This window comes from Mesorhizobium sp. 01N446 (genome assembly GCF_056399285.1).
Window position 1 is genome coordinate 99,536 of record NZ_JBFTRA010000003.1, and the last position, 19,082, is coordinate 118,617.

Genomic DNA, 19,082 nt, shown 5'->3' on the forward strand with positions numbered 1-19,082 from the left:
GCATTTGCCCTTGCGGCGCGTCGGGACGATTGTCTCGGCGCGGCTTCGCGCCTACATCGGGGGAAACAAGCTCTCTTCCGACGAATGGATGCGCCATGAACAGCCTGATCGGCCAATTCGATATTTCCGACGATCGCATCAAGCAGATCGTTGCCGACACCATCAACGGCGCCGACGACGGCGAACTGTTTCTCGAATACAGCGAGAGCGAGGCGCTGATGTTCGACAATGGCCGGCTGAAGACCGCCAATTTCAACACCGACCAGGGCTTTGGCCTGCGTGCCGTCGCCGGTGAGGCCAGCGGCTACGCCCATTCGAGCGACTTGTCCGAGGCCTCGCTGCTGCGCGCCGCGGCTGCCGTTTCGACCGTCAAGGGCGGCTATTCCGGTACGCTTGCCGCCGCGCCCGCTCGCACCAACCGCCATCTCTACGGCGACGAGAACCCGATCCCCTCGCCTTCCTTCGAGGCCAAGGCAAAGCTGCTGCAGGAAATCGATGCCTGGCTGCGCGCCGAGGATCCACGTGTGCGCCAGGTGACGGCCTCGCTCGCGGCGTCCTGGCAGCATGTCGAGATCGTGCGCGCCGACGGCCAGGTGGTGCGCGATATCAGGCCGCTGGTCCGCATTAACGTCTCCGTCGTGGTCGGCGACGGCGACCGCCAGGAAAGCGGCTCCTACGGCATGGGCGGACGCAAGGCGTTCGGCGACTTCCTGATCGAGGACAGCTGGAAGCACGCCGCCAAGGAAGCGCTGAGGCAGGCGCTGGTCAATCTCGAGGCCATCCCCGCCCCCGCAGGCACCTTCGACATCGTGCTGTCCAGCGGCTGGCCGGGCGTCATGCTGCACGAGGCCGTCGGGCACGGGCTGGAAGGCGACTTCAACCGCAAGAAGACCTCGGCCTTCGCCGGCCTGCTGGGCCAGCAGGTCGCCGCCAAGGGCGTCACTGTCGTCGACGACGGCACCATCCCCGAGCGGCGCGGCTCGCTCACCGTTGATGATGAAGGCACGCCTTCGGCCCGCAACGTGCTGATCGAGGACGGCAAGCTGGTCGGCTACATGCAGGACCGGCAGAACGCACGGCTGATGGGCATGAAAGCAACCGGCAACGGAAGGCGCGAAGGCTATGCGCACCAGCCGATGCCGCGCATGACCAACACCTACATGACTTCAGGCGACATGGAGCCGGACGAGATCATCGCCTCGGTCAAGAACGGCATTTACGCCGTCTCCTTCGGCGGGGGCCAGGTGGACATCACCTCGGGCAAATTCGTCTTCGGCTGCACCGAGGCCTACATGATCGAGAACGGCAAGGTGACGCAACCGATCAAGGGCGCCATGCTGATCGGTAATGGGCCTGACGCCATGCACCGCGTCTCGATGGTCGGCAACGACATGAAGCTCGACAATGGCATCGGCATGTGCGGCAAGGCCGGACAGGGCGTGCCGGTCGGCGTCGGCCAACCGCATTTGCGCATGAACCAGATGACGGTGGGCGGCACCAGGGTTTGATCGAGACTGCATAGAGGTAAGCTCTGATGGCTAGCCCGAAAAACCCATCACCACTGTCTCGACCGAGGGGCAAGTGGTCCTGCCCAGCGCGATCCGCAAGCGCAGGAAATGGGGCGTTGGTACCGGCCTGGAGGTCGAAGATACGCCGGAGGGCGTTCTTTTGAAGCAAGCACCTCCCTTCGCCGCAACCCGGCCTCAAGACGTCTTTGGTTCCCTGCCCCACAGCTGCAGGCCGAAGACGCTTGAGGAGATGGACGGCGGCGTTCTCGCCGAGGCACGGCGGCGGCAAGCCAGCGATTGATACCAATGTCGTCTTTCGGTGCCTGGCAAGCCGCTGGGTTTGGGGATGTGAAAGAAGCATAGCGCGATGACGGCTTGGCGGAGTGCGTCACCCCGCGTTGCGTGGCCCGAACACGAACATGTTAACGCCTTCTTAAATGTTTAATTGATCGCGCACGATCGCCACATTAGCTTTGATCGATCCTCTCGTGCGATGGTGTTGCCAGTGCTGCGTTCCCTCGGCGTCCTGACTTCCTCGTTCCTGCTTGGCTGTGTTTCGCTGATTGGCGCAACGTCGCTGGATGTCAGTTCGGCGTCAGCGCAATCCACCTTGCCCCAGCAGTCGACATTGTTCGGGAAGACGCAATCGTCCTCGGATGCCTCACGCTTTGCCGCGGTTGGCGGCCCCACCAGCATTCCCTACGGGTGGGTCGATTTCTGTCATCGCCGGCCAAAAGAGTGCAAGGTGCCCGCTCTACCGGCCGTCAGTGTCAAGCTGACGGCGCAGAACCTGCGCACCCTGAAGCGGATAAACCAGAAGGCGAACAGTTCCATCAAGCCCGTCAGCAATTTCGACCACTGGGGCACGATGGCCGACCACTGGGACTACCCGGTCGACGGCAAGGGCGACTGCAAGATCTACGCGCTCTACAAGCGCAAGCTTCTTCAGGAGGCCGGATTCCCCCGGCAGGCACTGCTGATGACCGTGGTCCACGACCTCGACAATGAAGGACACACCATCCTGACGGTGAAGACCGACAAGGGCGACCTGGTCCTCGACAATCTGGTCGACGAAATCCGGCCCTGGAACGCGACCGGCTACTACTTCGTCAAACGCCAGTCGCAGCAGAACCCGAATATCTGGGTGTCGATCAACCGGCGGGGCGGTACGCCGAAGACCCTCACCAACGTTGCCAAGCTCGTGGACTGAGCGACCTTTCAGGCCGCAGTGGTGCAGGCGCCGCGGATAGCCGGTGCCTTTCCAGCGCTCGGGATGGAATATTCGGCGACCGTGTCATGCGCCCTTGACCGAGCCCAAAGAACCCGGCTTCAGAGCAGAACCCTATTCATGTTTTCCGGAACTGCCGCCAGCCTCCCCCGGCGGGGAAGGCTGGCAACGATAGCCGGGAACAGGCGCTGATCAGGTGGCCTTGCCACCGTTCTTCTTGCAGTCCGCCCGGAATTTCTCGCGTGCCTTGCCGTGCAGCTTCTGGGCATCGGCGAGTGCCGAACATTGCTTCGAAATCGCGGTTTTCTCTGGCGTCATGACAGTCGTCTTTGCCTTTTTCGCGGGAGCGGCGACCGGGGCTGTGGTGGTGGTGGCGGGCGCCGTGGTGGCTGCCGTGGCAGCTCCCGTCGCAATGAACCCGGCCACGGCGATGGATGTCAGAACGCTTGCAATCCGCATTGTGGTTACTCCCTTGGGCGCCCCACCCAATATGGACTCGTAACAGCGCGCCAAAGCGGCGCGCAATCTTGGCCTTGGGCAACCACGAAGTTGTGATGGCATCGTGTGTCGCGCGGCATCTTCGCGGTCCCACACGCTATTTCTTGCAAGCGGGCTCATTGGGGTGCCCGCAAGACGGCTTCTTGCCGGCCGGCGGCTGCGGCGGCCTTGGTTGTGCCTGCCGCTGCACCTGCTGCTTCGGCTGGGCATGGAACTCCGGCCTCTGCGGCTTGGGCTGACCCAGCACCTTCAGCTGAGGGTTGCCATTGCTGACTTTGAATTTCTGCTGGACATTGCCGCCACCGCTTCCGTTGGCAGCAAACTTGTGGAATTTGGGACCGTTGCCGTCGCCCAGGGGCCCATTGCCTTGCCCATTGGCCTGGCCGAAGCCCTGATTGTGAAGTTTCTTGAGCTTGCCGTTGGGCGGGTTCTGGCCTGAATTCTGGCCATTGGCCGCCGATGGGTTGTTCACGCCATTCGCCGCTGGCGTGCCGTTGGCGCCCGGGATCTTGCGCAACTTGGCATCCTTGCCGGTCTTGCCGATACCATTCTGGGCCTGCCCGTCACCCTGGCCATTGGCGCCGTTTTGTCCATTCACCGCCGGGTTGCCGGTCACGGCGTTTCCACTTGCCGTGGCCTGCTTGTTCAGGAGCTTCGTGGAGTTGTTCTTTGGCAGATTTGGGTTGTTGGGCAGGTTCTGTCCATTCAGCACCGGCTTGCCATTGACGAGCGGCAGCACCTTGCCGTCGGCACCGGGCAAGGCATGACCTGTCAGCTTGTCGGCGGGCAATGTCTTCGATAGCGGCGTGACACCGCCCGGCTGCTGGCCACCCTGCCCGGGCTTCTGCGGGAGGCCGCCCGGGTTCTGCTTAGGCAGGTTCGGGGTGTTGGGCAGGTTCTGTCCATTCAGCACCGGCTTGCCATTGACGAGCGGCAGCACCTTGCCGTCGGCGCCGGGCAAGGCATGACCTGTCAGCTTGTCGGCGGGCAATGTCTTCGATGGCGGCGTGACACCGCCCGGCTGCTGGCCACCCTGCCCCGGCTTCAGCGGGAGGCCACCCGGGTTCTGCTTGGACAGCACGGTTTCCTTTTTCTGCAGGAAGGCCGGCAACGCCACCTTCGTTGCCAGCGCGGCCGCACCCAGGCCCACGGCGCCAGCAGTCAGCTTCTGACCGGTGGTGAGGCCACCGCCCTGGTTATTGTTCTCGTTGATCGTCGTGTTGTTGACGATGGTGGTGTTGTGGATGTTGTTGAAGATGACGTCGTTCGGTGGCGGGAGGATGTCATGCGGCGGGTTCACCCAGGCCGGCACAGGCACGAAGACGGGCGTCGGCAGCAGGAAGATGCCGGCAGGCGGCGGCGGTGGCGGCAGTTCGATGAAGTCGCGCGGCCGTGGCGGCAGGAAGATCACCGTCACGGGCGGCGGTGGTGCGAAATCGAATTCCGGGTCGTCGAAATAGAGCACGGGCCGGTCGACATAGACGATCTCATCGGGTGGTGGCGGCGGCACGTCGTAGGCGTAGACCGCAAAACCCTGCGGCGGTTCGAGCGCAGCATCGAAATGTTCTAGCCGGCGGCGGGCATCCCAGGCGTGCGGGCCATGCGGATAGCGATCGAGATAGGACCAGTAGGCTTCGGGCGTGTCCCTCAGCCAGGTCTGGCGCCAGGTGATCGCCTCGCGCCGCGCCGCCAGGATGGCGCGCACGCGCCTGGCCAGGGGATCGTGGGGATAGGCGACCAGAAAGTCCTCGTAGCTGCGCATCGTGTCGCGATCGAGAGCGGCGATATAGGCGTCATGCGCGTCGAAGTCGCGGATTTCCTTGGTCCGCATCGTGCGGATCTCGGCCGATGAAACCTGCGGCGGCGGGGCATCCGGGCCACGGTCGAAGAAGAGGAAGGGCTGCGTGATCTTCGACTCGTCCCAGGGCAGTTCCGCGCCTTGCGTCACCTCGTTGACGCGCAGGCGCGTGCGATCGAACACATCGCCCAGTTGCAAGCCGCCATCCCTGATCATCTCGGCGAGCGCCTGCGCATAAGCGCCATAAGGACCCTTGCCCTCCGGCGCGACCGTGCCGGGGGCGGCGTTGAAGGCGATCAGCATGTTCGGGTCTGGATCGACCAGCGCAAGGCCGCCGGCCAGCGGCTGGTTCGACCTGGCGAAGGAATTTGGCCGCGCCGCGTCGAGCACGACGATGTTGACCTTGGTCGGCAGTGCTGCAAGCGGCTTGGTGAGGTCGGAGACCCGCACAGCGGCCATCGGAACGTCGGCGGCGTTGGCGATCTGCGCATCGACGGGCACGAAATAGTTCTCACCCTCGAACTGCAGGCCCTGGCCGGCCAGATAGACGAACACTACCGCGTCGGGACCGGCAGCCGTCACCTTGGCGAGGAAATCGCGATAGGCGCCACGCAGCGATTCCTGGTCAACATCGCGCGCGCCGACCACGTCGAACCCCGCCGCCTGCAATGTCTGGGCGATGAGGCCAGCGTCGTTGGCGGGCGTCGCCAGCGCGCCCGAGGGGTAGGCGGCGTTGCCGATGACGAAGGCGAGACGTTTTTGACTCTGCGCCAGCGCCAGGGCTGTCGGCCCGAACGCGAAAATGGAGAGGGCAAGGAAAAAAGCGAGGAGTTTCGAGACCGTCCGCATTACGATCATCCGTCAGGTGAGAGTACCGATGTTTCCGCCCCGGCCGGACTAGGCCGGGGCAAAAAGGCGGCTTTGCGGCGTCAATCCGGCCGCTTTGGGCCGAGAGAGGCTGAAGTGCCCGGTCTCAACCAAACGTGATCATCAGCCGGCTCAGCCGCGCCTTTTTCTCGGCTTTTCCAGCAGGGCGACCGCTTCGACATGGGGTGACCACAGGAACTGGTCGATCGGCGTCACGCCTTTCAGTTTATAGCCGCCGTCGATGAGGATGCGCAGGTCGCGCGCCAGCGTCACCGGATTGCAGGACACTGCGGCGACGAAGGGAACATCCGAGCGGGCGATCTGCTTGGACTGGTCCTCGGCACCCGCGCGCGGCGGATCAAAGACTAGTCCATCAAAGGCGTTCAACTCCTTGAATGTCAGCGGCCGGCGGAACAGGTCGCGGCGTTCGGCCGTCACCCGCTTCAAACCGGTCGCGAAACGTGCCGCCCGATCGAGCGCGGCGAGGGCCGCGGCATCGCCTTCCACCGCGTGCACTTCCGACTTCTCGGCCAGCCGCAAGGCAAAGCTGCCGCAACCGGCGAAAAGATCGGCGACCTTCTTGGCGCGCTTCAGATGTCCACCGACAATGTCGGCCATGGTCCGTTCGGCAGCCTCGGTCGCCTGCAGGAAGGCGCCGGGCGGCACGGCGACCGCAACGCTGCCGAACATCACCACGGGCTTGCGCGGTTCGATGATGATCTCGTCATCGATGGACAGCCTGGCAAAGCCCTGCGCCAGGACGAAATTGGAAGCGATGCGGCGCTGGTGTTCGCCGAGCTTGCCGGACTCATGCACCGCGACATCGAGGCCGGAGCCCGTCGCGGTGACGGCCATGCGGAACGATTTGGTGGTTGCGCATATCAAGTCTGCCAGCGCCCGCAACCGGTCGAGTGCCGCGACGATCTCGGGCAGCGAGATCGGGCATTCGGAGATGGAAATGATTTCCGGCGACAGATGACGGTTGAAACCGAGCAGCATGCCTGTCTCGGTGCGCCGCGCGGCGAGAACGACACGGCGGCGCGTGTGCGGCGCGCAGGCGACCAGCGCGTCGATGCCGCAATCAATGCCCTTCAGCGCGTGCACCACCTTGTCGCGTTTCCACTGGTGATAGGCTTCGGCCTCGAAATGCTGGAGGGCGCAGCCGCCGCATTCGGTGAAATGGCGGCAGGCGGGTTCGATGCGCAGCGGCGAGGCCTCCAGCACCGCCATCAGCGTGGCGCGATCCCGTTCGCGTGCGGCGGTGACGATCTCGCCAGGCAGGGTGAAGGGAATGAACAGGTCGCCGCTTTCGGTTTCGGCGATGCCGTCGCCCTGGGCGCCAAGCTTTTTGATGGTGAAGCGCGCGCTCATCGATCCTTGATCCCACCGAGCAGGAATTCGCGATTGCCGTCGCCGCCTTCGATCGGCGACAGGTGCAAGCCGAGCGAGCGCCAGCCGGGAACGGCGTCCAGCCAGTCCTGCAGCAGGCCGGCGACACGGGCGGCATCGAAGGGGTCTTTCAAGAGCCCGCCTTTGCCGATCGCCTCACGCCCCGCCTCGAACTGCGGCTTGACCAGGAAGATCGCGGCGGCGCCAGCCTTGGCAATCGCGAGCGCCGGAGGCAGCGCCAGTCTCAGCGAGATGAAGCTGACGTCCGAGACAATGAACCCCGGGACACGGCCGGCAAGATCGGCGATGGTGAGATCGCGGGCGTTCAGGCCCTCGATGACCGTCACACGCGGGTCCTTGCCGACATCGGGATGCATCTGGCCGTGCCCGACATCGATCGCGGTGACATGGGCAGCACCACGCTCCAGCAGCACCTGGGTGAACCCGCCGGTCGAGGCGCCGATGTCGAGCGCTTCGCGACCAGCCGGATCGAGGCTGAAGTGATCGAGCCCGCCGATGAGCTTAAGCGCCGCGCGCGAGACATAGCCTTGCGCCGGATCGTCGATGGCAACAAGGCATTGCGGTGAAACGTTCTGGCCGGGCTTGCGGGCAACGGTGCCGTCAACCGTCACCGTGCCGCGTTCGACCGCGTCGCGGGCACGCGAGCGGCTGGCAAACAGGCCGCGCTGGACGAGCAGGTCGTCGAGCCGCTGGCGGGTGTTGGCTGGCAGAGGCAAGTTCATCGGCCTTCATGGCGAAAGCCGGCAGCGAAGGCAAGGACATTGGGGCGGACGAAGGAAAGAGCGGCGAAAGCATCGGGCCGCGTGGCGGCTTGCGTGCATCGCATCGGGTCCGGAAAATGGGTAATAGGAGAACCTTCATCGTCGCAACTCGGGGGAGAACGAATGCTGACGGGAACCTGCCACTGCGGCGCAGCCCACTGGACGCTGGAAGGCGATCCCGGGCCGGTGACAGCTTGCAACTGCACGCTTTGCCGTCGCTATGGCACGCTCTGGGCCTATGACTATGTCAATGAGCGCATTCGCGTTTCGGGGCTGACGGGCAGCTATACGCGCGCCGGAAAGGATGCGCCTTCGCTCGAAATCCTATTCTGCCCGACCTGCGCCTGCGTGCTCGCTTGGCGCGGCCTGCGCGCCGGCACCTCCGGCCGAACGCGCATCGCCGTCAACGTCAGGCTGGCGCCGCCCGAGGCCGTCGCCGATCTGCCGATCGACCATTTCGATGGCCTCGACACCTACGACGACCTGCCGCGCGATGGCCGCTGCGTGCGCGATATGTGGTTCTAGAAGATGGTCCGCGACACCTGGCGCTCGACGGCCGGAGACAAACCGTCGTCCCGATCCCCCGATGCCTGCACGGCAGGATGCTCGGTGGCGATGGCGGGCGGCGTAACGGGATCCGGCAGGACCACGAGCTGCGGCACCTGCCTGTAAGAAAAGCCGCCGCGGATATCACCCATCTTGCTGGCGACGATGCCCAGCGCCGCCTTTTCGAGATTGCGGTCATAGCGCGTCTCGGCGGCGGCGGGTGCAGCGATCATGGTCAGAAAAGCCACGCCGCACAGAAGCGTCTTCATTGTTTTTGTCTCCCTGCCTGATGCCGGTCTAGCAGGGTGCCGTTGAAAAACGGCCAAGGGATACGGTAAGCAAAACGCCAAACGGCAGTGTTAACAATGCGTTACAAAATCAAGACGGCAAACTGATTCAAGCGCTTGAGGTTTTGAATCAGGCACGCTGGGCGCGGGCCGTATGACCGAGCGCGGTGAAAACGGTGCGTACGATGCCGGCGGCGTCGAGCCCTGCATCGGCATACATCTTTTCCGGCTTGGCGTGGTCGGCGAACACGTCGGGCAGCACCAGCGGGCGCACCTTCAGGCCGCTTTCCAGCAGTCCCTCATGAGCGAGGAACTGCAGCACGTGGCTGGCGAAGCCGCCAATGGCGCCCTCCTCCACTGTGACCAGAACCTCGTGCGAGCGGGCGAGCCGGCGGATCAGATCCTCGTCGAGCGGCTTGGCGAAGCGGGCATCGGCAACGGTGGTGGAAAGCCCCGCCGCGCCGAGTTCCTCGGCTGCGATCAGGCAATCCTGCAGGCGCGTGCCGAAGGACAGCAGCGCCACCTTGGTGCCTTCCCTGACGATGCGGCCCTTGCCGAGTTCGAGAACCGAACCGCGCTCCGGCATGTCGACGCCGACGCCATTGCCGCGCGGATAGCGGAAGGCAATCGGGCCGCCATCATAGCTTGCCGCGGTGCGCACCATGTGGCGCAGTTCCGCCTCGTCGGCCGCCGCCATCACGACGAAGCCCGGCAGGCTCGCCAGGAAGGTGGTATCGAACGCGCCGCAATGGGTGGCGCCATCAGCGCCGACGAAACCGGCGCGATCGATCGGGAAACGCACCGGCAGTTTCTGGATCGCGACGTCATGGACGACCTGGTCGTAGGCGCGCTGCAGGAAAGTCGAATAGATTGCCGCGAACGGCTTGTAGCCTTCGGTCGCAAGACCGGCGGCGAAGGTCACAGCATGCTGTTCGGCAATGCCGACATCGAAGGTCCTTGACGGGAACACTTCGCCGAACAGGTCCAGCCCCGTGCCGCTCGGCATGGCGGCGGTGACGGCGACGATGCGCTCATCCTCGCGGGCTTCCCTGATCAGGCTTTCGGCAAACACCTTGGTGTAGGCCGGTGCGTTGGCCGGCGCCTTGGCCTGCGCGCCGGTGATGACGTCGAACTTGTTGACGCCGTGATATTTGTCGGCGGCGGCTTCCGCCGGCGCGTAGCCCTTGCCCTTCTGAGTGACGACATGGATCAGCACCGGGCCTTCGCCATTGTCGCGGACGTTCTTCAGCACCGGGATCAGATGCTCGAGATTGTGACCGTCGATCGGGCCGATGTGGTAGAAGCCGAGCTCCTCGAACAGCGTGCCGCCGGTGACATAGCCACGTGCATGCTCGACCGCTCTTGTAATCGCGCGGTCGGCGCGCTTGCCGAGATAGGATGTCAGCTTCTTGCCGAAGTCGCGCAGGCCGGCATAGGCCTTGCCCGAGGCCAGACGCGCCAGATAGGCGCTCATGGCGCCGGTGGGCGGCGCGATCGACATGTCGTTGTCGTTGAGGATGACGATGAGCCGGGCATCGAGCGCGCCGGCATTGTTCATCGCCTCATAAGCCATGCCGGCCGACATGGCGCCGTCGCCGATGACGGCGATGACATTGTTGCGGCCGCCGGAGAGGTCGCGGGCGGCGGCCATGCCGAGGCCGGCGGAGATCGATGTCGAGGAGTGCGCGGCGCCGAAGGGATCGTATTCGCTCTCGGCGCGGCGGGTGAAGCCAGACAGACCGCCTTCCTGGCGCAATGTGCGGATGCGGTCGCGGCGGCCGGTCAGGATCTTGTGCGGATAGGCCTGGTGGCCGACATCCCAGATCAGCCGGTCGTCAGGGGTGTTGAAGACATAGTGCAGCGCCACCGTCAGTTCGACCACGCCAAGGCCGGCGCCGAGATGGCCACCGGTGCGAGATACCGCGTCGACCAATTCGAGGCGAAGCTCGGACGCCAGTTGCGGCAGTTCGCTCTCGTCAAGCGCGCGCAAATCCGCCGGAATGCGGACCTTGTCGAGAAGCGGTGTATGCGGCGTTGCGTTCACGGTGCTCAGGCTTTCTGTTCAACGGCGGGATAGGCCGCCGGCCTGCGAAAGTAAATGCGTGTCTGTGACGCGGGTCTGCTCCCAAAAGGACAGCGCGTCGAAACAGCTTTTGCCCGCGCTTTCAAGTCCTTGTTTTCATGCATATCGTGGTCCCGAAACCGGGCCGCTTTTGGGCGATATTCCTTAGTTTTCCGGCAGCGGAATAAACTCTTCCTCATCCCCAGGAACTATATCGAAGCGGCCCGTCTTCCATTCCTGCTTGGCCTGTTCGATGCGTTCCTTCGACGAGGAGACGAAATTCCACCAGATGTAGCGCTGCGAGCCGAGCGAGGCGCCACCGAACAGCATGAAATGCGCACCGGTTTGCGACGATACGATGATCTCGTCACCGGGCCGGAAAACCAGCAGCCGTTCGGCCGGAAAGACGTCGCCCGAAATCGCGACCTCGCCTTCCAGCGTGTAGATGGCGCGTTCTTCTGCATCGGCCGGGATCTTTATGCTGGCGCCGGGCGCCAGCCTGAGGTCGGCGTAGAGCGTCTCGGTATCGGCCCGCACCGGGGAGCGCAGTCCCTGGAAATCACCAATGACGATGCGGCCGCGGACGCCTTCGGCATCGATCTCGGGCAGCCGCAAGGCGGCAGTGTTCTCGAACACAGGCGCCACTTCCTCCTTGCCATCGGGCAGTGCCAGCCATGTCTGCAGGCCGGAGACCGACATCGGCGCGCCGCGCAATTCCTCCGGCGTGCGCTCGGAATGCACGATGCCGCGGCCGGCGGTCATCAGGTTCACGTCGCCGGGCTGGATCACCATTTCGGTGCCCAGGGAATCGCGATGCCTGATCTTGCCGTCGAACAGATAGGTCACCGTCGACAGGCCGATATGCGGGTGGGGACGGACGTCGAGCGCCTGGCCCGCCCGCAGGATTGCCGGCCCCATGCGGTCGAAGAAGATGAACGGCCCGACCAGACGCCTCCTGGCGGTCGGCAAAGCGCGACGGACCTCAAAGCCRCCAATGTCCTTGGCGTTCGGGATAACCATCAGCTCGATCTGATCGCTGGCAAAGGCGTCGCCGGCTTCAGGGTCTTTCCCCGGGAAGAAGCTCATGAACTCTCCTTGTCAGCGCGCGATGGCCATTTTGGCGGCATCAGGCGAAGCGGATCGCCGCCTTTGCCCGCAATTTGGCCGCCACCTCTTCACGATTGCGCGGATGCTGGTTGGTTTCGAGTGAATCAAGAAGTTCGCGCGCCGATGCCGCGATGGCTTCGACGGCGTGATCGAACGCATGCTGGTTCTGTTTCGACGGCCGTGTCGTTCCGCTCAGCTTGCGGACGAACTGAAGGGCAGCGTCGCGGACTTCGTCATTGGTTGCGGGCGGGTCAAAATTGAACAGGGTCTTGATGTTTCTGCACATCGTTTCCGTATCTCCTCTTGTCCTGGAGCCGTTTCAATCGGGACGAGCTTAATCCTCAGCCATGATCGTGTCCAAAAACCGGTAAGGCAAGACCGCCATTCAATCCGCGTCGAGCGGCTCGGTTCCGACCGGCTTGCCGTCGCGCGACAGCCTGATCTTCTCGACCTTGTCCTCGGCGGCCTTCAGCAGCCGATCGCAATGCGCCTTCAGCGCCTCGCCGCGCTCGTAGATGCGGATCGACTGGTCGAGCGGCACGTCGCCGCGCTCCAGATCATCGACGATCTTCTCCAAAGCGTCGAGCGCCTGTTCGAAGCTCATCGCCTTGACGTCTTCATTGGTTTCACCAGCCATCATTCACCCTTTCATCAGTCGCCCGACATGGGCGGCGACCGAAAATGCCAGTCCCTGCAGATCGTAGCCGCCCTCGAGCAGGCTGACGAGCCGGTTGCCGCTGTGGCGCGCGGCGCGCTGCATCAGCTGGCCGGTCGCCCAGTCGAAATCGTCCTCGGTCAGGTTGATCTCGGCCAGCGGGTCGCGGTGATGCGCGTCGAAACCGGCCGAAATGATGATCAGATCGGGCGCGAAATTGTCGAGCGCCGGCAGCACGCGCGACAGGAAAGCATCGCGAAACACCTCGCCGCCGGTCCGTGGCGCCAAGGGCGCGTTGACGATGTTGCCGACGCCGGTCTCGCTCTTCGCGCCGGTGCCGGGATAGAGCGGCATCTGGTGCGTCGAGCAATAGAGCACCGAGGGATCGTCCCAGAAGATATCCTGGGTGCCATTGCCGTGATGGACGTCCCAGTCGACGACCGCGACGCGCTCGGCGCCATGCTTCTTCTGCGCATAGCGGGCCGCGATCGCCGCCGTGTTGAAGAAGCAGAAACCCATCGCGGTAGTCTTTTCGGCATGGTGACCGGGCGGGCGGGCGGCGACGAAGACATTGTCGGCGCGGCCTGCAAAGACATCGTCGACGGCGGCGTTGGCGGCGCCGATCGCGGTGATCACCGCCTGCCAGCTCTTCGGGCTGGCGGTGGTGTCGGCATCGATACGGGCAAGGCCCTCTTCGGGGATTGCGGCGCGCACGCGGGCGACGAAATCGGCGGGGTGCGCGTAGAGGATGGTGGCCTCGTCGCCTTCCGGCGCCTTGACGCGATCAAGCGCGGCGAAGGCCTCGTCGTCGAGCACGCGCTCGATGGCGCGCAAGCGATCCGGCCGCTCGGGGTGACCGGGCGGCGTGATGTGATCCAGGAAGATCGGATGGGTGTAGAGACGAGTGGCCATGCCCCCTATCTAGTGCCCCGGCGCCGCGATGGCCATGCATTGCGGCTTGATGACTGGGGAAAATCGCGCCTGCGTCCATTGGCGTCGCTACGGGGATTGGCGCCGCCAAGGCTTCGGCGTAAGGTCGCAGCCACTGCCTGGTGCCCGCCGGTCTGTTTGTTTAGTCGCATTCTGCGACGCCAAGTGATTCCACTTGGCTGCAAATGCTCTGGCGGGAGAATCGGGAACACGGTTGAATTCCGTGGCGTGCCCAACGCTGTAAGGGGGACCGCGCCGGTAAATGCCACTGTCGATGACGGGAAGGCACCGGACGTGGGTTGATCCCGAGCCAGAAGGCCGGCCTGGCAGGCATCGTCATCCGCATGGTCAGGCGGCTGGCATTGATTGCAATCGCAAGGGGACAAGCGATGCCGGAAACCATGACCGCTCCTATGGGCGATGGATTTGACCAGATGGCGCGCGATGCCATCTACCGCGCCATGTTCACGCGGCGCGATGTGCGCAGCCATTTCCTGCCCACAGGGCTCGACGACGAGGTGCTGGCACGACTGCTGCTTGCCGCCCATCATGCACCGTCGGTCGGCTTCATGCAGCCGTGGAATTTCATCGTCATCCGCGACGCCGCACGGCGGGCTGATGTGCGCGACCTGTTCCTGGCCGCGCGCGAACAGGAACTGCCTGAAATCGAGGCGGAAAGACAGGGGCTCTACCGCAAGCTCAAGCTCGAGGGCATCTGCGAAAGCGCTCTCAACATCTGCATCACCTGCGATCGGCGGCGCTCGCAGGGTTCGCCGCTGGGGCGCTGGCACAATCCGGAGATGGATCTCTACAGCACGGTCTGCGCGGTGCAGAATTTCTGGCTGGCGGCGCGCGCCGAAGGCGTCGGCGTCGGCTGGGTCAGCATCATCGAGCCGCAGGCGTTGAAGAGCCTGCTGTCCATTCCGGAGCACGTGACGCCGATCGCCTATCTCTGCGTCGGCCGGGTTTCCGAGTTCGCGCCCAAACCCGACCTTGAAACGCATGGCTGGGGCCGGCGGCTGCCGCTGCCCGAACTGATCATGAGCGAGACGTTTTGCGGGCAAGGCGAGGCATCGCTCAAGTCAGCGGTGGCACACCTAAACACCGCCGCCTGGGCGCCCACATGTGCCGCCGATCAGCGCGTTGCGCCGGCCGTGCCCCAGCGCGAGCCGCCGAAGGAGGCCAGCGCCTTGTCCCTCAACTCCCTGAACTTCGACGACGCCTCGGCCAGACGGGCATCCCAGGCCGGATCGGGCATCTGGCCGGCGATGGTCTTGAAATAGACCTGCATCAGGCAGGCGATTGCGAAGGGTTCGATGAAGGCCGCCTTGAAGGCCCAGGCGAAAACGATGGCGAGCACGAAGGCCCAGCCGGCGAGTTGTCCGGGCATCATGAAGAGAATGGCGCCGGCCGGGGCCAGCATCAAAAGGAAGATCACGAAGGACACGCCCCACATGATGACCGCCAGCCAGACAGCGTTCTTCACCATGGTCTTGCCGTTCTGGGCGTAGAGCACGACGCCTTGCCTGGCGGTTTCGAAGGGCGAGGACGAATTGATGCGGATGTTGTAGCCGAGGATGATCTCGTCGACATAGGTCAGCGACAGGCGGATCACCGTGTTGATGAAGGAGACCAGGCCGCTCAAGCCAGGTATGGGCAGGAAGGCGGCGATGCCGCCGAGCAGGCCGGTGATGGCGCGGATGGCGCCCTTGACCAGCTGGTCGACGACGAAAAGGATGTTGGCCTCGGCGAAACGTTCGGTCACGACCTGCCTGGCATAGGCGATCTGGTTCTGGCCGTCGGGGACATCCCGGCCGTCGATCAGATGGACCATGACGGCGATATGGCCGGCCTTGACGACGTAGAGGATGTATTCGCGGATCCAGTAGACGGCGATCGAAACCACGCCGAAGCCGACCACGCCGCCCCACAGGGCAAAGGACATCGGCCCGTCGGGATCCGTGGAGATATGGCCGACGCCATAGCCGACCGACGCGCCGGTGCCGGTCGCCACGATGTAGGCCAGCGTGATGCCGAAATAGACGATCATGCGAAAGACAATGAAAGGCCAGGTCCGCATCATGATGGACACCGACCTGCCGATATCGAAATCCCACATGTCCCGAATCTCCCCTCCAGAGATGGCTGGGGAGGATGCGCTCAACCCGGGGATTGTCAATCGCGGGCGGTGGACAGCGGCGCGCGCAAAGGGGATTTAGCCCTGCTGCGAAGCCGGTTTCCTGAGCAGTCCCTCGAGCAGTTGCTTGAACGCTGCAACCACCATCTTCGACGTCGCCTCTGGGTCGTTCGAATTGGCGATCCGCTGCGCCGCCTGGCTGCTCGCCCCATTGATCAGCCGCGCGGCGGTCTCGGGGTCGACGTCCGGGACGACTACCCCTTCCCCCTGCAGCGCGGTCAGATGATCGGTCATTGAACCAACGCAGGCATTGGCATTCGACCAAAGTGCTGGATCACCCAGCACGGCCGGACCGTCGCGGAACATGATGCGCTGGATTTCCGGCTCGAGCGCCATTTCGATATAGGTCGTGCACTCGTCGACGAATTGCTGCCAGCGGTTCGGCGCTCGCGACGCGACCTCATTCACCCGAGCCGCCATCTCGCCGTCGATTTCGGCGATAACCGCCTGCAGCAGGCCCTTCTTGTCGCCGAAGTGGTGATAGAGCGCGCCGCGGGTCAGCCCGGCGGATGCGGTGAAATCATCCATCGACGCCTCGGCATAACCGATCGTGCCAAAGGCCTGGCGGGCCGCGGCGATCAGCTTTGCACGCGTCTCGGCGATCATTTCCTTGCGGGGTCTGTGCATTTCCGCCTGGTCCTATTCACATACGTTTCGTATGCCAATTGACATACGCCGCGTATGCTCTATCTATTTCTCATACGCTTCGTATGTAATTGTCAAACCGGTCTTTGTCGAGGAACCATCATGCAAAACCCCTATTCGGAAATTTTCCGCGCCCCAGGAGCCAAGGGATTTGCAACCGCCGGCTTCATGGCGCGCCTGCCGATCGCCATGGCGCCGATCGGCATCGTGGYGATGCTGTCGCAGACGCGCGGCGAATACTGGCTGGCGGGCGCGGTCTCGGCGACATTCGCGCTGGCCAACGCATTCCTGGCGCCGCAGATATCAAGACTGGTCGACCGCCTTGGCCAGACGCGGATCGTCGTGCCCACGACAATCGTCTCCGTGCTCGCCTTCATCACGCTGGTTGCGGCCGCCAATCAGGACTGGCCGGTCTGGACGCTGTTCGTGTCTTCGCTGCTGGCGGCGGCCATGCCCAGCATGCCGGCCATGGTGCGCGCGCGCTGGACCGAGCTTTTCCGGGGACGGCCCGAGATGAACACCGCCTTCGCCTTCGAATCGGCGGCGGATGAGCTGGTCTATATCGCCGGCGCATCGCTGTCGGTCGGCCTGAGCGCCGCCCTGTTTCCGGAGGCGGGCATGCTGGCGAGCACGCTGTTCCTTGCCCTGGGCTCGACGGCCTTCATCCTGCAGCGCTCGACCGAACCGCAAGTGCGAGCGGTGGACCATGGCTCGAGCGGCTCGGCGATCCGCCTGCGGCCAGTGCAGATCATCACCTTTGCCCTGATCTTCATCGGCGCCACCTTCGCAACGACCGAAGTGAGCACCGTGGCCATCACCAAGGAGCTTGGCCAGCCCGGCGCCGCCAGCCTCGTCATCGGTGTCTACGCGCTGGGGTCGTTCGTGCTCGGCATCATTGTCGGCGCACTCAACCTGAAGGCACCGCTGCAGCGCCAACTCGCCATCGCGGTCGCCCTGGTTGCGCTCGGCACGCTGCTGCCGCTCACCGCCGGCAGCGTGCCGCTTCTGGCGCTGACTGTCTTCCTCAGCGGCGTGGCGATCTCGCCGACCTTCATCACGGCCTTTGGCCTGATCGAGCGGCATGTGCCTGAAGCGACGCTGACCGAAGGCATCACCTGGGTGACCACCGGGATCGGCATCGGCATGGCGCTGGGCTCCTTCGCCGCCGGCGCGGTGGTGGATGCGTTCGGCGCGCAGAACGGGTTCTGGGTCTCCGTGGCATCAGGCACGATCGCGCTGGCCACCGTGCTCGCCGGCCAGCGCGTCCTGGCCACCCATAGATGCGAGCTGGACGGGTGCGAAGCCGCCGCCGTTCCGGCAGAGTGACGGCCAGGAGATGTGCAATTGAGATGAGGCCGACCGGCCTCATCTCAATATCGACATATCCTAGAGAATCTCGGTCTTGGCGATGTGGATGCCAAAGCCTTCGAGGCCGACATAATGGCGCTCGCGCGAGGCGATCAGGTTGATCGAGGAAATGCCGAGATCCTTCAGTATCTGCGCGCCGAGGCCGATTTCGCGCCATTCGTTCTCGCGGCGGCGGGCCTCTTCGTGATCCTCGCGGTCACCGCTCAGCGGGCGCTTGCGCTCCTGGTGCGCGACGCCGACGGAGCCCTCCCTGAGATAGACGATGACGCCACGCTTGCGTTCGCCCATCGCCTTCATGATGCCGTCCAGCCGATGGCTGGTGCCGAAGACATCGGTCACTACATCCTCGGAATGCAGCCGCACCGGCACCTCCTCGCCATCGCGGATGTCGCCGAAGACGACAGCGACGTGATGCATCGTGTCCCAGGGCAGCGTGTAGGTGAAGACCTGCGCCTTGCCGCCGAGCGTGTCGATATCGGAGCATGCGACGCGCTCGACCAGCGTCTCCTTGCGCTGGCGGTAGGCGATGAGGTCGGCGACCGACACCTGCTTCAGGCCATGCTCTTCGGCGAAAGCCTGCACCTGAGGGCCGCGCTTGACGGTGCCGTCGTCATTGACCAGTTCGGAAATGACCCCGATCGGCGGCAGGCCGGCGAGCTTGCAGAGATCGACCGCCGCTTCGGTATGGCCCGAACGCATCAGGACGCCGCCCTCGCGCGCGATCAGCGGGAAGATGTGACCGGGACGGACGAAATCGGAAGCGCCGACATTGCCATTGGCAAGGTTGCGCACGGTGAGCGTGCGGTCGTCGGCCGAAATGCCTGTCGTCGTACCATGCTTGAAATCGACGCTGACGGTGAAAGCGGTGGTGTGGGCTGAATCATTGTCGGCGACCATCGGCTGCAAATTGAGCCGCTTGGCTTCCTCGCGCGGCATCGGCGTGCAGACGATGCCGGAGGTGTTGCGCACGATGAAGGCCATCTTTTCCGGCGTGCAGTGAACCGCGGCGACGATCAGGTCACCCTCGTTCTCGCGCCCGTCATCATCCATGACGACGACGATCTCGCCGCGTTCGAAAGCGCGGATGGCTTCGACAATCTTTTTCTGGTCGTAAGGCATGGACGCTCGCTTTGCTCGCAGGGCAGTAGGGGAATAGGGCAGTAAGGCAGTAGGGGAAAGCAAAAATTTGGCTGTCTGGGCGCTGGGGGTAGCATG

At 64.2% G+C, this 19,082-nt stretch carries 18 protein-coding genes, 1 pseudogene and 1 riboswitch; of the genes and pseudogenes, 6 read left to right on the plus strand and 13 right to left on the minus strand.

Annotated elements, in window-relative coordinates:
* Nucleotides 1–95 precede the first annotated feature (95 nt).
* The 3 genes from tldD to AC1DPX_RS14750 all read left to right on the plus strand — a co-directional run bounded on the left by tldD (nucleotide 96) and on the right by AC1DPX_RS14750 (nucleotide 2,718).
* The gene (gene tldD, locus AC1DPX_RS14740; protein WP_183457445.1) at nucleotides 96–1,508 is read left to right on the plus strand and encodes a metalloprotease TldD; all 1,413 of its coding nucleotides are present in this window, start codon (nucleotides 96–98) and stop codon (nucleotides 1,506–1,508) included.
* Between the two features lie 46 nt (nucleotides 1,509–1,554).
* Nucleotides 1,555–1,809: an AbrB/MazE/SpoVT family DNA-binding domain-containing protein gene (locus AC1DPX_RS14745; RefSeq protein WP_477238255.1), complete on the plus strand. Its 255-nt coding sequence runs from the start codon at nucleotides 1,555–1,557 to the stop codon at nucleotides 1,807–1,809.
* 192 nt (nucleotides 1,810–2,001) lie between these two features.
* Entirely contained in the window at nucleotides 2,002–2,718 is a 717-nt protein-coding gene (locus AC1DPX_RS14750) for a transglutaminase-like cysteine peptidase (protein ID WP_477238257.1), read from the plus strand.
* Between the two features lie 210 nt (nucleotides 2,719–2,928).
* Here the strand turns inward: AC1DPX_RS14750 and AC1DPX_RS14755 are convergent, their stop codons facing one another.
* From AC1DPX_RS14755 to AC1DPX_RS14770, 4 genes are all read right to left on the minus strand, one after another.
* Nucleotides 2,929–3,195 carry a PsiF family protein gene (locus tag AC1DPX_RS14755; protein WP_477237654.1) on the minus strand — a complete coding sequence of 89 codons (267 nt, stop codon included), beginning with the start codon at nucleotides 3,193–3,195 and terminating at the stop codon, nucleotides 2,929–2,931.
* Nucleotides 3,196–3,331: 136 nt separating this feature from the next.
* Nucleotides 3,332–5,890 carry a caspase family protein gene (locus AC1DPX_RS14760; protein WP_477237656.1) on the minus strand — a complete coding sequence of 853 codons (2,559 nt, stop codon included), beginning with the start codon at nucleotides 5,888–5,890 and terminating at the stop codon, nucleotides 3,332–3,334.
* A 141-nt stretch (nucleotides 5,891–6,031) separates the two neighbouring features.
* The gene (locus tag AC1DPX_RS14765; protein WP_477237658.1) at nucleotides 6,032–7,270 is read right to left on the minus strand and encodes a class I SAM-dependent RNA methyltransferase; all 1,239 of its coding nucleotides are present in this window, start codon (nucleotides 7,268–7,270) and stop codon (nucleotides 6,032–6,034) included.
* Nucleotides 7,267–8,031 (minus strand): TlyA family RNA methyltransferase, encoded by a 765-nt coding sequence (locus AC1DPX_RS14770; protein WP_477237660.1) that lies wholly within the window; start codon nucleotides 8,029–8,031, stop codon nucleotides 7,267–7,269. The genes AC1DPX_RS14765 and AC1DPX_RS14770 overlap by 4 nt, the downstream gene beginning before the upstream one ends.
* Before the next feature lie 162 nt (nucleotides 8,032–8,193).
* Between AC1DPX_RS14770 and AC1DPX_RS14775 the strand changes: the two genes are divergently transcribed.
* Complete coding sequence (locus tag AC1DPX_RS14775; RefSeq protein WP_477237662.1) at nucleotides 8,194–8,595, plus strand: GFA family protein; 402 nt, start codon at nucleotides 8,194–8,196, stop codon at nucleotides 8,593–8,595.
* Here AC1DPX_RS14775 and AC1DPX_RS14780 read toward each other — a convergent pair.
* From AC1DPX_RS14780 to AC1DPX_RS14805, 6 genes are all read right to left on the minus strand, one after another.
* Nucleotides 8,592–8,885 carry a hypothetical protein gene (locus AC1DPX_RS14780; protein ID WP_477237664.1) on the minus strand — a complete coding sequence of 98 codons (294 nt, stop codon included), beginning with the start codon at nucleotides 8,883–8,885 and terminating at the stop codon, nucleotides 8,592–8,594. The genes AC1DPX_RS14775 and AC1DPX_RS14780 overlap by 4 nt on opposite strands.
* A gap of 148 nt (nucleotides 8,886–9,033) precedes the next feature.
* The gene (dxs, locus tag AC1DPX_RS14785) at nucleotides 9,034–10,947 is read right to left on the minus strand and encodes a 1-deoxy-D-xylulose-5-phosphate synthase (protein ID WP_477237666.1); all 1,914 of its coding nucleotides are present in this window, start codon (nucleotides 10,945–10,947) and stop codon (nucleotides 9,034–9,036) included.
* Nucleotides 10,948–11,130: 183 nt separating this feature from the next.
* Nucleotides 11,131–12,051 carry a pirin family protein gene (locus AC1DPX_RS14790; RefSeq protein WP_202355319.1) on the minus strand — a complete coding sequence of 307 codons (921 nt, stop codon included), beginning with the start codon at nucleotides 12,049–12,051 and terminating at the stop codon, nucleotides 11,131–11,133.
* Between the two features lie 40 nt (nucleotides 12,052–12,091).
* Complete coding sequence (locus tag AC1DPX_RS14795) at nucleotides 12,092–12,358, minus strand: DUF2277 domain-containing protein (RefSeq protein WP_010914875.1); 267 nt, start codon at nucleotides 12,356–12,358, stop codon at nucleotides 12,092–12,094.
* Nucleotides 12,359–12,457: 99 nt separating this feature from the next.
* Entirely contained in the window at nucleotides 12,458–12,709 is a 252-nt protein-coding gene (locus AC1DPX_RS14800; protein WP_013532792.1) for an exodeoxyribonuclease VII small subunit, read from the minus strand.
* 3 nt (nucleotides 12,710–12,712) lie between these two features.
* Entirely contained in the window at nucleotides 12,713–13,639 is a 927-nt protein-coding gene (locus AC1DPX_RS14805) for a histone deacetylase family protein (protein WP_202355321.1), read from the minus strand.
* A 178-nt stretch (nucleotides 13,640–13,817) separates the two neighbouring features.
* Nucleotides 13,818–13,998: riboswitch (cobalamin riboswitch) on the plus strand.
* 93 nt (nucleotides 13,999–14,091) lie between these two features.
* Here AC1DPX_RS14805 and bluB point away from each other — a divergent pair.
* Nucleotides 14,092–14,676, plus strand: a pseudogene (gene bluB, locus AC1DPX_RS14810) (5,6-dimethylbenzimidazole synthase); the annotation flags it as partial.
* Nucleotides 14,677–14,792: 116 nt separating this feature from the next.
* Here bluB and AC1DPX_RS14815 read toward each other — a convergent pair.
* Complete coding sequence (locus AC1DPX_RS14815) at nucleotides 14,793–15,776, minus strand: hypothetical protein (RefSeq protein WP_477237668.1); 984 nt, start codon at nucleotides 15,774–15,776, stop codon at nucleotides 14,793–14,795.
* 96 nt (nucleotides 15,777–15,872) lie between these two features.
* On the minus strand, nucleotides 15,873–16,481 hold the full coding sequence (locus tag AC1DPX_RS14820; RefSeq protein ID WP_477237670.1) for a TetR/AcrR family transcriptional regulator: 609 nt from the start codon (nucleotides 16,479–16,481) through the stop codon (nucleotides 15,873–15,875).
* 120 nt (nucleotides 16,482–16,601) lie between these two features.
* Between AC1DPX_RS14820 and AC1DPX_RS14825 the strand changes: the two genes are divergently transcribed.
* Nucleotides 16,602–17,825: an MFS transporter gene (locus AC1DPX_RS14825; protein WP_477237672.1), complete on the plus strand. Its 1,224-nt coding sequence runs from the start codon at nucleotides 16,602–16,604 to the stop codon at nucleotides 17,823–17,825.
* Nucleotides 17,826–17,885: 60 nt separating this feature from the next.
* Here the strand turns inward: AC1DPX_RS14825 and ribB are convergent, their stop codons facing one another.
* On the minus strand, nucleotides 17,886–18,986 hold the full coding sequence (gene ribB, locus AC1DPX_RS14830; protein ID WP_010914867.1) for a 3,4-dihydroxy-2-butanone-4-phosphate synthase: 1,101 nt from the start codon (nucleotides 18,984–18,986) through the stop codon (nucleotides 17,886–17,888).
* Nucleotides 18,987–19,082 lie beyond the last annotated feature (96 nt).